The sequence below is a fragment of the Ideonella sp. genome, from assembly GCF_035254525.1.
Lineage (GTDB): Bacteria > Pseudomonadota > Gammaproteobacteria > Burkholderiales > Burkholderiaceae_C > Ideonella.
In genome coordinates this window covers 1-11,024 of sequence record NZ_DATFAN010000199.1, presented here as the reverse complement: position 1 = coordinate 11,024, position 11,024 = coordinate 1, and the positions used below count along the sequence as shown (strand labels likewise).

The window sequence follows — 11,024 nt, the reverse complement described above, 5'->3', positions numbered from 1 at the left end:
GGCATGGGCTGGCCACAACCCATGCCCGAGCCCGGCAAGCCGGCGAAAGACTCCTACCTGTCGCATCCGCCCGACTACCCGCTGGCGGCGCACAAGGTCAGCCACCTGGTGCCCTTCTGGATCGCCGAGGGCAAGCAGAAGGTCAACGTCTACTTCACCTACCAGGACAACCCGGTCTACACCAACCCGGGCTCGATGGCGGTGTGGGGCAAGCTGTTCAAGGACGAGAAGCTCATCCCCTACCTGGTCTCGATGAGCCCCTTCATGGGCGAAGAGACCGCGATGGCCGATCTCATCCTGCCCGATTGCCCCTACCTGGAGCGCTGGGAGCCCGAGTCGATGCCGAACTCGCTCTGGCCCTGGCTGGGCATTCGCCAGCCGGTGCACAAGTCGCTGGGTGAATCGCGCGAGAACCGCGTGATGCTGCGCGACATCATCCACAGGCTCGATCCCGACGGCCAACGCGGGATGAAGCAGTTCTGGGAGTTCAAGGATGGCGAAGACTACATGCGCCATCACTTCGACAACGTGCCTGGCCTGAAGGAGGCCGGCGGCCTGAACTTCCTCAAGCAGCACGGCGTCTGGCCCATCTACGGCAAGCTCAACCCCAAGACCGGCAAGGTCTCGGACAAGACGGGCCGCGAGATCCAGGCCGAATACGGGCTCTACAAGAAGGAGCTGTCGGCGGCCGACATGGCCGGCGCCACGGTGGAGAAGGGCGGCCTCATCACCAAGGGCGGCCATGCCATCGGGGTGCAGCGCGGCGGCAAGAACTACGTGGGCTTTCCGACCGGCAACCGCGTCATCAACGTGCGGGTGGACCAGTGGGCCGAGTACGGCTTCAACCCGATGCCGACTTTCAAGCGCATTCCCTGGCACGAGACGATGAAGGACGACGAGCTGATCCTCTCGACCTTCAAGCTCAACGTGCACAAGCAGTCGCGCACGGCGGCGGTGAAGTGGCTGGCCGAGATCGCGCACAGCAACCCGGCCTGGATGAACCCCGAGACGGCCGCGAAGCTGGGCGTCAAGACGGGCGACCTGGTGCGGGTGGAAAGCGCGGTGGGCTACCTGGTGACCAAGGCCTTCGTCACCGAGGGCATCCACCCGAAGGTGGTGTCCATTCCCACCGGCTTCGGCCACTGGGAGTACGGCCGCCTGGCGACGCTGAAGCACAGGAGCGCGAAGGGCGACGCGAGCCACGGCCAGGACGACCCCGATCTCGCCAACGTCTGGTGGGACGACAAGGGCGTGCACCCGAACAACATCATCCCGGTGGTGGCCGACCCGATCGGCGGCTCGCAGGGCTGGTACGACACCGTGGTGCGGGTCACCAAGGCCGGCCCGAACGACAAGTACGGCGATACCGAGGGCAACTGGGACAAGCACGTGGCCGCCTTCAAGGAGACCATGCGCTACGCCTACACCGGCGATCTGCACCGCAAGATGCATCCCGAGATGGCGTCCTGGGCGGGCCCCGAGAGCGTCAAGCACAAGGCGGCCGGTGGCCACTGAACGCGAAGGAGGCAGCCGTGCTCGGTTTCGAACTGGCCCTTGAAGACGACCTGCCCGCCGGGGCAGGCGCCGGCGCGAGTGATCTCGACCCGCTGGCGCTTCAGGAAGAGTTGCTGGCCCGGGCGCAGATCTACCGCATCCTCGCCGGGGTGTTCGTGGAAGAGCCCTCCGAACGCTTCCTGCAGGCCCTGCGCGCGCCCGAGATGCTGCACAGCCTGCGCCAGATGGGGGTGGTCTTCGGTGCCGACTTCCTGGGTGCCGAGCCGGCCGCGCTGGAAGACGCGCTGGCCTGCGAGTACGCCACCTTGTTCGCCTCCTCGGGCGGCTTCCCGCCGGTGGAATCGGTGCGGCTGACCGGGCGCTTCAAGCAGGACCCGCATTTCCAGGTGCTGCAGGTCTATCGGCGCCTCGGCTTCGAGGTGCGGCGCGGGCGCTTCGAGGTCTTCGCGGATCAGCTCGGCATCGAGCTGAGCTTCGTGGCCGAGCTGCTCGAACAGGCCGCCGCGGCCCTGGCGCGTGGCGACGTGGCCGCCTTCAAGGGTCTGGACAAGGAGGTCAAGCGTTTCTGGGCGCTGCACCTGGGGCGCTGGGTACGCGGCTACAGCGGCCTGATCGCACGCGCATCGAACCACTCGTTCTACCGCGAGATGGCGCGCATGCTCGGCGGTTTCGCCAGCGAGGAGATCGCGGCGATGGGCCTGAGCAAGCTGGATGACCTGGACCGCGGCCAGCTCGAGGTGCCCAAGGCGGACGTCAAGGTCGAGTTCAACCTCGACGAGCCGGTGTGCGGCGGCTGCACGCCCGGCCGGCCCGATGGCGGCGCGGCGCGGGTGATTCCCATTTCCCCGCTGCAGGACCTGCAGATCTGAAGGTGAAGGCCATGCTGGTCGACTTGCATTCGCGCCCCTTCTCGGCACCCGACCGGCAGGTGCTGTCCGAACTCGACTGGGCCGAGGTGGCCGTGCTGTGGAACAGCAACGACCTGAACACGCTGCACGACTGGCTGAACCAGCGCTGGTCACGCCTGGTGCGCGACAGCGTGCTGGGGCAGCGCGACCCCGAGGCCGAGTTCCTGCAGGCCCTGGCCTTCGCCACGCTGGCCTTGTTCTTCACGCAGAACCGCAACCAGGAAGGTGCGCTGCTGATGCTCGACGATGCCTTGCTGGCGCTCGGGCGCTACCGCCCGGCCTACCTCGGCATCCGCATCGAGCCGATCTACGCCACCTTGCACGAGCTCAGGCCGCTGCTGGTCGGCCTGGCGCCCGATGCCGAGTGCCCCGTCTGGCCCTTGATGCTGCCGAAGTTCGAGACCGCCACGGCGTCGCCATGACCCCGCGGTTCTGCTGCCTGGCGCGCAGCACCACCGAGGTGCTGCCCAACGTGCCCACGCTGCTGCAGTATTCGCCTCGCATGGCGGATCTGGTGCAGTCCATCGGGCGGGCCCAGGTCGTTCTGAATGGCGAGCCGGAGAAGGTCGCCAACACGCTGCTGGATGCCGGCGTGGCGCGGGTCTACGTGGGTGAGGCGGCGCTGCTGGACAGTGCAACCGTTTCGCGCCTGTTCAAGCGCTTCGGGGCGGCGCGCGTCGGGCTGCATGTGCCGGTGCAGCGGCAGGCGGTGAGCTGGTCGTTCGAGACCGAGTCGAACGCCGATTTTCGCGTGGTCACCCCGTCGTTGTGCGAGCCGGTCTGGGAGGTGCTGCGCGCCAACGGCGACGCCTCCGGCGTGCGGGCACAGCCCTGGCTCGAAGAGATGGTGCACCGTGGCGTGCAAAGCGTGCTGCTGCGGGCCGACATCCGCGACGACATCGACCTCAATCTCTGCGCCGGCATGGTCGAGGCCCTGGGCGACGCGCTCTGGCTCGCGCCGCTGCACGACCCGGCCCCCGCCATCGCCGACTGGATCAACTTTGGGCAGGTCACCCAGGTGGCGCTGCCCACGCTGCTCTACCACCGCCGGGACGAGTGGTTGCCGCCATGACGTTCATCACCCAACACCTCTACCGCCTCGCCGTGCCGCTGGCCTGCCTGCTGGCCACGGCTGGCGCCCAGGCGGGCGTGAGCCTGCAGGGCGAGGTGGAACTCGTGGCGGCCCTGAAGACGAACCCGCCATGCTGCGTGATCGATGCCCGCAGCGATGCCCGGCGGCGCGAGCTGCCCCTGGACGATGCCTTGCCCTACCGACCCGGCCTGCGCATCGTGCCCACCGCTTCGGTGGTGGTGGTGGCCGACACCGATGCCCAGGCCCGCAAGGTGGGCGTGGCGCTCGCCGGCCGGTACCCGGGCAAGTCCATCTTCGCGGTGCGCGGCGGCGACACCGCCTGGGCTTCGGTGCGCAAGAGCCTGGAGTCGGTCAACTCGTCTTCGGCGCCGGGCACGGGCCACAGTTTCGTCATCCCGCGCAACACCTGTGAATCGGGCGAGACGCTGCAGGTGCTGAAGAGCCAACCCAAACCCTGATCTGCCTGCCGTGCCCGACTTCCGAGCCATCGCCTGCACGCGCTATCGCTACCGCTACAGCGAATGCCGCCGCTGCGCCGACGCCTGCCCGCATGGGGCCATCACGCTGTCGGATGAGGGGGCTGTCGCGAGCAAGGAGGCCTGCCGGGAGTGCGGCCTGTGCATCGACGCCTGCCCCACGCAGGCCTGGTCGAGCGCGGCGTTCCAGCCGATCGAGCTGCTGCGCGAAGCGATCAAGCGGCCCGCCTGGCGAATGGCGTGCGAGCCCTCCGGCTGCAGCGGCGATGCCGTGGTGCCTTGCCTGGGGGCCGTCGACGCCGTCTGGCTGGCCTACATGGCCCGGCGGCGCATCCCGGTGAGCCTGCATGGCGCGTCACATTGCCACGACTGCGCCCATGGGCGCACGGGTGAAGCGCAATGGCAGCGCAACCTGCAGGCGGTGGAGACCTTGCGCGACGCGGCCGAGACACCTTCCGACTGGGTGATGCCCTTGCTCGCCGACGACGAGCGCCCGCCTGGCGTGCGAGAACGCGACGCGCGAAAGGGCAGCGGCGCGGCCGCGCGGCGCAGCCTGTTTCGCCGCATCTTCCGGCATGGCGCTGAGCAGGCCCCCGCAGCGGGGCAGCCGGGCACGCCGGACAAGGTGCCGCAGCAGGCGATCCGCGCCGGCGCGCAAGTGATGTCGCAGCGGCGCGAGCTGCTGCAGATCGTCACCCGGCGCCAGGACGACCAGGCGTTGCACTGGGAGCTCGACGAATCGCTGCCGCTGATGCAGCTCTCGCTGCAATCGGGCTGCACGCTGTGCGAGGCCTGCTTCAGGGTGTGCCCCACCGGGGCGATCGAGATCGTCGAGAACCCCGGCGACTGGGCCCTGACGTTCCAGGCCGACCGCTGCGTGGGCTGCCAGGTCTGCCTCGAAGCCTGTCAACCGCGCGTGCTGGATGCCGACGCATCGTTCGACGTGCGGCCCGGGCAGGCGCCCATCACGCTCATCAGCCGCAACAAGCAGCGCTGCTCGCGCTGCGACCGGCATTTCGCGTCAGCGTCTCCCGAGGCGACCTGCCCGGTGTGCCGGGACGACGAAGACGCCTTCACCGCCATCTTCGGCTGACCGCAGCAGGGAGAACGACACCATGGAATGGGACTTCACGACGCAAGACGTGGTCAAGGGCCACGCCGACTACACCCTGCAGGACTTTCGCAGCGGCCTGGTCGAGGAGGTGCGCTCCAACCTCGGGCCGATGGACGAGGCCCAGCTCACCCGGGCCTTCAACCTCGTCTACGACCTGTGCTACGCGCTGGCCACCGACAAGGACATCGGCGAGTTCATGTCCGGCTACGCCTACGACCCGCCGACTTGCCAGTTCCTCGCCGAGATCCAGCCGCACATGAGCGACAACGCGACCATGCTCGGCGCCATCCTGCAGCGCCTGATCGTCGAGCGGGTCGAGGCGAACATGCCCCTGGTGCAGGCGGTGGAGGATGCCGCGCGATGGCACACGAGCGTGGTCGACGGAAACCTGCCCGAGCAGGGGCAGTGACTGCTCAGGCTTGACGCCAGGCCATCACGCGGCGCCCATCCATTGCCGGATCTCGGCCTGCGTCGGAATGCGGCCGCTGCTGACCAGCTTCTCGTCGATCACCAGGCCCGGCGTCGACATCAGGTCGTAGGCCATGATGTCCTTCATGTCGGTGACCTTGACGAACTGGGCTTCGATGCCGGCGCTGGATGCGGCCTCGCGTGCCACCGCTTCGAGCTTCTTGCAGTTGGCGCATCCGGATCCGAGGATCTTCACGGTCTTCATGCTTTCTGTCCTTCCTGTCCAAGTTGATCGGCACGGGCCGGAGCGGCCCGTCGCCGCAGCATCCAGGCGAGCAGCGCCGCCAGCGAACCGACGAAGCCGAGCAGCCCGCTGGCGAGCCAGACCGGGCTCACGCCGTCCACCCAGGCGCCATAGAGCAAGCCGGCCGCGATGCTGAACACGGCCACCAGGCCGACATAGGCGAAGGTCTTCGGCCGGCCGATCACGGCGGCGACCATCAGGATGCTCTGCAGGCTCAGCTCCGGGTCGGCCATCAGGTAGGCCAGCAGCGGCCCGGGGTGCATGCCCAGGTCGAGGAACATGCGCGCGACCGGCACTTCCACCAGCGTCGGGAAGTACATGAATACGCCGAACACCACCGCCACCGCGTTGGCCATCAGGTCGTTGCGGCCCGCCAGGCTCTGGATCCATTCGGGCTGGATCAGCTGCCGAACGACGCCGACCACGAACACGCCCGCCACGAGCAGCACGAAGATCTGCTTGATGAAGCGCCACGATTCCCACAGCCAGGCCCGCCAGGCGTCGGCTTCGAGCCGCCGCGCATAGTGCAGCACGGCCCACAGGGCGAGGCCGACCGCCAGCACGCGCCCGGTGAGCACGAGCTCCAGGCCGGCGGGGCCGGGCACGAGCCGCATCGCCGCCACCAGCAGCGTCGCTGCGGACAGGCCCAGCGCGGTCCAGGTCCAGCGGTTCGCGCCCTCGACGATGTTCTCCAGCCCCTTCCAGGCGCTCAGGCCGATCAGCAGCAACAGCAGGATAAGCAGCGCACCCTGCACGCTGACGCCTTCCTCGCCCTTGGCCGCGTCGAAGGGCACCCAATGGATGAGCGTGGCCTGCCAGGCTTCGGCCCACGGCAGCGGCAGCGTGACCGATGCGATGCCGGCACTCAGCAGCGAAAACTTGAGCGTGCCGGCGATCAGCACCGCCACCAGCGACAGCAGCACGCCGGTGGCGGCGGGGCCGATGCGGGCCTGCTCGGCGAACAGGTTGTCGGTCCGGGCGTCGTGGCTGGCGTCATCGCGCCGAAACAGCATCGCCATCAGCATGCCGATGCCGATGCCGAACAGCAGGCACAACACGAAGCGCGCGAGCGCGAACTCCGCGCCGAGGATGCTGCCGGTGTAGGCGAGCGCCATCACGTTGCCGGCCGGTGCGAAGAACAGGAAGGTCATCGCCGGCCCCAGCCCGGCACCCTTCTTGTAGATGCCGGCGAACAGCGGCACGATGGTGCAGGAGCACACCGCGAGCAGCGAGCCGGCCGCCGCGGCCGCCGGATACGACACCCGGTAGGGCGCGCTGCGGCCCAGCCAGCGCGTGATGCTGGCCTTGGGGATCAGCGCGGTCATGGCGCCAGCGATGAAGAAGGCCGGCAGCAGGCACAGCAGCACGTGGGCCGCCAGGTACGCGGCCAGGTTGCCGGCGCCGCCGATCAGCAGGTGGAGGGCAGTTTCCATGTCCGCCGCCCGGAACGCACCGACGGCACGATGCGCTTGCGGACGATCGGCAGTCTCTTCATCGGCGCAGCATGCCCGCCCTGGTGCTCTGCGCCTTGACAGCCATCAACGCCACGAAGGCCGCCATGCCCAGCGCGGCGGACAGCCACATCGCGGGCGCGCCGAGCCGGTCCAGGGCCAGGCCGAAGAGGAAGGGCGCCATCGCCTGCGCCACGCGGGCCGGCAGCATCAGCCAGCCCTGGCGCGCGCCATAGCCCTGTGGGCCGAACAGCACCAGTGGCAGCGTGCCCTTGGCGATCGTCAGGATGCCATTGCCCGCGCCATGCAGCACGGCAAACACGGGTGCCGCCACCGGGCCAGCGAGCAGCAGCGTGGCGGCCCCGGCCGGATGGGCCAGCGCCGCGAGGCGGGCTGACAGCAGTGGGTGCACGCGGCGCAGGAAGCCGAATTCGAGCAAGCGCCCAGCCACCTGCGCCGGCCCGATCAAGGCGCCGACGCCCACGGCGGCGGCCAGGCTCGCGCCGGCAGCCTGCAGCATGCGTGGCAGGTGGGCGGCCATTGCGGTGCTGATGAACCAGGTGGCGGCGAAGACGAAGGCGAGCAGGGCGCCCGTCCAGCGGCCCACCGACGCCGCCGTGGTGGCGGGGCTGCTGGGATCGGCGGGGTCGGTGGCTGCCGGGCCGGTGTTGCCCGGCGTCTCCGGCCCGGTGGCCTTGGCCTTCGGCAACGCCGCGTTCAGGGGCAGCCCGATCAACAGGTGCAGCGCCGCCCAGCCGAAGCAGGCGCCGCGCCAGCCCGCCTGCGCCTCCATCCAGGCCGACAGCGGCCAGCCCACCGTGCTGGCGAAGCCGGCGATCAGCGTGATGCCGGTGATAGTGTTGCGCGAGCCGTGGCCGTACAGCCGCACCAGCGTCGCGAAGGCGGCCTCGTACAGGCCGGTGCCCATTGCCAGGCCCATCAGCGCCCAGGCGGCGGCCATCGTGGCGACGCTGGCGGCCAGGCCGAGGGCGGCCAGCGCGGCGGCGAACAGCAGGCTGGTCGCGATCAGCAGCGGGCGGCCGCCGTGGCGGTCGATCGCGCGGCCGGCCACGGGCCCGACGAGTGCAGAGACGACCAGCGCCCCCGAGAAGGCCGCGAACACCGTGGGTGCGCCGGTGCCGAGCTCGCGCGCCATCGGCGCGGCGAGCACGGCGGGCAGGTAGTACGACGAGGCCCAGGCCAGCGTCTGCGCCGTGCCCAGGCCGGCGACGACCGCGGCGCGCCGGCGCGTCATCCGCAGCAGCGGCTGGCAGCGCGCACGGGCTGCGCCGCCGGGGTGGCGCTGCCGCAGCACGCGCCGCCATCGCCGCCGATCGACACGTCCGGCCCGGCGCTGCACACGCCGGTCTCGGGCAGGTCGAGCTCCACGCAGTCGGCGGCCGCCAGATCACCGGCGATGGCCGCGACGACCGAGCGCGCCTGCTCGAAGCCGGTGGCCATCAGAAAGGTCGGCGCGCGGCCGTAGCTCTTCACGCCCAGCGTGTAGAAGCCCTTTTCGGGGTGCGCCAGCTCGCGATGGCCGTGCGGGCGCACGGTGCCGCAGCTGTGCAGGTTCGGGTCGATCAGCGGACCCAGCGCCTCGGTCGATTCGAGCCAGGGGTCGAGCTTCAGCCGCAGCTCGCCGACCATGCCCAGGTCCGGGCGCTGTCCGGTGGCGCAGACGATCTGGTCGATACCCTCCAGCCGAAGCGTCTCGCCCCGCGGGCCGCGGCCCTCGACGGTGAGCTGGCCGCCCGTGCGGCGAATGGCCGCGATGTGCAGGCCCGCGACGAACTCCATCCGCCCGCTGTCGCGCAGGGCCTTCAACGCGCTGCCGAGCGCGCCACGGGCGGGCAGCGCATCGGCGTCACCGCCGCCGAAGACGCGGGCGAGCGATTCGCTGCGCACGGCCCAGACGAAGCGCGTGGCCGGGTCCACCCGAGCCAGCTCGGCCAGCGCCAGCAGCGCATTCGCCGCCGAGTGCCCGGCGCCGACCACGAGGGTGCGCCGGCCGGCATAACGCGCACGGTCGCGGCCCAGCACATCGGGAATGCCGTAGTAGATGGCCTCGGCGTTCTCCTTCTCGCCCAGCGCGGGCAAGCCGTTCGCGCCCAGCGGGTTCGGTGTCGACCAGGTGCCGCTGGCATCGATCACCGCGCGGGCGCGGATCTCGACGGGCTCACCACCCTGCAGCGCGCGGATCACGAAGGGCGCGGCTTCCCGGCCCGCGGTCTTGACCTTGTCGAAGCCCTCACGGCTGATCGCCAGCACCCGGGTGTTCAGGCGCAGCATTCGGGCTACGGCCGGCAGCTCGGCAAAAGGCTGCAGCACGCGGTCGACGACTTCGCGGGCAAGCGGCACCTCCTCCGCCGGTGGCGCCCGCCAGCCGGTGGCTTCGAGCTGCGCGGCGATGGCGCGGTCGATGTTGTAGCGCCAGGGCGAGAACAGCCGCACGTGGCCGAAATCGCGAAAGCTCATCGCGACGGCCGGGCCGGCCTCGAGCACGATCGCGTCGATGCCGCGCTCGATCAGCCGCGCGGCCGCCGCCAGGCCGGCCGGGCCGGCGCCGATCACCGCCACGGGCAGGTCGCCGGCCGGCGCGCCGGCGCTGTCGGCCAGCGGCAGCGCCATGAAGGCCGCGCAGGCCGGGCATGCGCCCTGGAACTCGGTCGAGGCTTTCAGCGCGTCGGGGGCGCTCTCGATCTTCTGGCGCTTGAAGCCGAAGCGGGCGAAGTACTCCGGCGCGGTGACGGTCAGCAGGTAGACCGCGCGCATCTGGCGGCGCTGCGCCTCCTGCAGCAGCCGGCCGACCAGCGCCTGGCCGATGCCGCGTTGCTGCAGCCCCGGGGCCACGGCCACCGAGCGCAACAGCGCGATGTCGCCATAGACCTCGGCACCGGCGCAGCCGACGACTTCGCCATTGCACACGGCCAGCAGGTAGGTCGACAGGTGATCGCGCGCGCCCTCGGTGGGCAGCTTGTTCGCCAGCAGCAGCGCCTCGACGGCGGGCCAGTCGGCCGCGCCGGCGGGGCGCAGCGTGATGTTCGGGGTGGGGTTCAGCGACATGGGGTTCTCGATTCCTTCGCTTCGGCCGGCGGCAGGCAGCAGGTGGCTGCGGTGTCCTCGCGCAGGGCCTTCATCAACAGCAGCAGGGAGTGCTCGACAGCGGCGCGGTCGCGCTCGTTCAGCGCCCCCAGCAGATGGTCCGCGTGCTCATCGAGCGTGCGGTTCAGCTCGGCGACGGTGCGCTCGCCTTCGGCGGTGAGCGTCACGAGCCAGCTCCTTGCATCGGCGGGGTTGGGCTCCTTGGTGACCAGACCACGCGCGACCATCGCGTCGACCGCGCGCGACACCCAGCTCTTTTCCAGGAACAGCCGCGCGCCCAGCTCCGACAGTGGCTGCGGCCCCGAGCGGGCGAGCTCGGTGAGCAGGTGGCACTGGGTGCTGGTGGTGTGGCAGCAATCGGCGACCACGCGCTGCGCGCGGGTGTACAGCCGCGCGACCTCGCGCAGCAGGCTGCCGGCCAGGCCGGGCGGGGTGACGGTGCGGTCCATGTCGATGCTTGTAGCAACTATCCGGTGGCACTGTGCGTTCCTCGGTTGAAGTTGTCAATAGCAACTAGCGTGGTCGAAAGAACGGAGCCGCGGCTCCGTTCGGTGGGGGAGTCGTCAGGCGGACGCGCCTGCCTCGTACCAGCCCTTGCTGCGGTTGACGACCCGCACGACGAGCAGCATGACCGGCACCTCGATCAGCAC

The 11,024-nt window shown here is 70.3% G+C and carries 12 protein-coding genes; 7 read left to right on the top strand and 5 right to left on the bottom strand.

The window, feature by feature from the left end; all coding sequences use genetic code 11:
- The 7 genes from VJ693_RS22075 to VJ693_RS22045 form a co-directional block, all read left to right on the top strand.
- On the top strand, positions 1 to 1,515 hold a 1,515-nt coding region (locus VJ693_RS22075), incomplete at its 5' end, for a molybdopterin dinucleotide binding domain-containing protein (protein ID WP_324157783.1).
- A 17-nt stretch (positions 1,516 to 1,532) separates the two neighbouring features.
- The gene (locus VJ693_RS22070) at positions 1,533 to 2,384 is read left to right on the top strand and encodes a molecular chaperone TorD family protein (RefSeq protein ID WP_324157781.1); all 852 of its coding nucleotides are present in this window, start codon (positions 1,533 to 1,535) and stop codon (positions 2,382 to 2,384) included.
- Between the two features lie 11 nt (positions 2,385 to 2,395).
- Entirely contained in the window at positions 2,396 to 2,845 is a 450-nt protein-coding gene (locus tag VJ693_RS22065; RefSeq protein ID WP_324157779.1) for a hypothetical protein, read from the top strand.
- Entirely contained in the window at positions 2,842 to 3,495 is a 654-nt protein-coding gene (locus tag VJ693_RS22060; protein WP_324157777.1) for a hypothetical protein, read from the top strand. Before VJ693_RS22065 ends, VJ693_RS22060 begins: the two co-directional genes overlap by 4 nt.
- Entirely contained in the window at positions 3,492 to 3,974 is a 483-nt protein-coding gene (locus VJ693_RS22055) for a hypothetical protein (protein WP_324157775.1), read from the top strand. The genes VJ693_RS22060 and VJ693_RS22055 overlap by 4 nt, the downstream gene beginning before the upstream one ends.
- Positions 3,975 to 3,984: 10 nt before the next feature.
- Complete coding sequence (locus VJ693_RS22050) at positions 3,985 to 5,085, top strand: 4Fe-4S binding protein (RefSeq protein ID WP_324157773.1); 1,101 nt, start codon at positions 3,985 to 3,987, stop codon at positions 5,083 to 5,085.
- A 22-nt stretch (positions 5,086 to 5,107) separates the two neighbouring features.
- On the top strand, positions 5,108 to 5,515 hold the full coding sequence (locus VJ693_RS22045; protein WP_324157771.1) for a hypothetical protein: 408 nt from the start codon (positions 5,108 to 5,110) through the stop codon (positions 5,513 to 5,515).
- Between the two features lie 24 nt (positions 5,516 to 5,539).
- On the opposite strand, the gene VJ693_RS22040 is transcribed toward VJ693_RS22045, so the two are convergent.
- The 5 genes from VJ693_RS22040 to VJ693_RS22020 are packed head-to-tail and all read right to left on the bottom strand — an operon-like array spanning position 5,540 to position 10,823.
- Positions 5,540 to 5,779 carry a thioredoxin family protein gene (locus VJ693_RS22040; RefSeq protein ID WP_324157769.1) on the bottom strand — a complete coding sequence of 80 codons (240 nt, stop codon included), beginning with the start codon at positions 5,777 to 5,779 and terminating at the stop codon, positions 5,540 to 5,542.
- Positions 5,776 to 7,251 carry a permease gene (locus VJ693_RS22035; protein WP_324157767.1) on the bottom strand — a complete coding sequence of 492 codons (1,476 nt, stop codon included), beginning with the start codon at positions 7,249 to 7,251 and terminating at the stop codon, positions 5,776 to 5,778. The genes VJ693_RS22040 and VJ693_RS22035 overlap by 4 nt, the downstream gene beginning before the upstream one ends.
- Before the next feature lie 58 nt (positions 7,252 to 7,309).
- The gene (locus VJ693_RS22030; RefSeq protein ID WP_324157764.1) at positions 7,310 to 8,524 is read right to left on the bottom strand and encodes an MFS transporter; all 1,215 of its coding nucleotides are present in this window, start codon (positions 8,522 to 8,524) and stop codon (positions 7,310 to 7,312) included.
- The gene (gene arsN2 / locus VJ693_RS22025) at positions 8,521 to 10,335 is read right to left on the bottom strand and encodes an arsenic resistance N-acetyltransferase ArsN2 (RefSeq protein ID WP_324157762.1); all 1,815 of its coding nucleotides are present in this window, start codon (positions 10,333 to 10,335) and stop codon (positions 8,521 to 8,523) included. Before arsN2 ends, VJ693_RS22030 begins: the two co-directional genes overlap by 4 nt.
- Complete coding sequence (locus VJ693_RS22020; protein ID WP_324157760.1) at positions 10,326 to 10,823, bottom strand: MarR family winged helix-turn-helix transcriptional regulator; 498 nt, start codon at positions 10,821 to 10,823, stop codon at positions 10,326 to 10,328. Before VJ693_RS22020 ends, arsN2 begins: the two co-directional genes overlap by 10 nt.
- Between the last annotated feature and the right edge of the window lie 201 nt (positions 10,824 to 11,024).

Bases quoted from the DNA above. Each gene is read 5' to 3' on its own strand.
- VJ693_RS22065 (WP_324157779.1), top strand. From the start codon at position 2,396: ATGCTGGTCGACTTGCATTCGCGCCCCTTCTCGGCACCCGACCGGCAG.
- VJ693_RS22060 (WP_324157777.1), top strand. From the start codon at position 2,842: ATGACCCCGCGGTTCTGCTGCCTGGCGCGCAGCACCACCGAGGTGCTG.
- VJ693_RS22055 (WP_324157775.1), top strand. From the start codon at position 3,492: ATGACGTTCATCACCCAACACCTCTACCGCCTCGCCGTGCCGCTGGCC.
- VJ693_RS22045 (WP_324157771.1), top strand. From the start codon at position 5,108: ATGGAATGGGACTTCACGACGCAAGACGTGGTCAAGGGCCACGCCGAC.
- VJ693_RS22040 (WP_324157769.1), bottom strand. From the start codon at position 5,779: ATGAAGACCGTGAAGATCCTCGGATCCGGATGCGCCAACTGCAAGAAG.
- VJ693_RS22035 (WP_324157767.1), bottom strand. From the start codon at position 7,251: ATGGAAACTGCCCTCCACCTGCTGATCGGCGGCGCCGGCAACCTGGCC.
- VJ693_RS22030 (WP_324157764.1), bottom strand. From the start codon at position 8,524: ATGACGCGCCGGCGCGCCGCGGTCGTCGCCGGCCTGGGCACGGCGCAG.
- arsN2 (WP_324157762.1), bottom strand. From the start codon at position 10,335: ATGTCGCTGAACCCCACCCCGAACATCACGCTGCGCCCCGCCGGCGCG.
- VJ693_RS22020 (WP_324157760.1), bottom strand. From the start codon at position 10,823: ATGGACCGCACCGTCACCCCGCCCGGCCTGGCCGGCAGCCTGCTGCGC.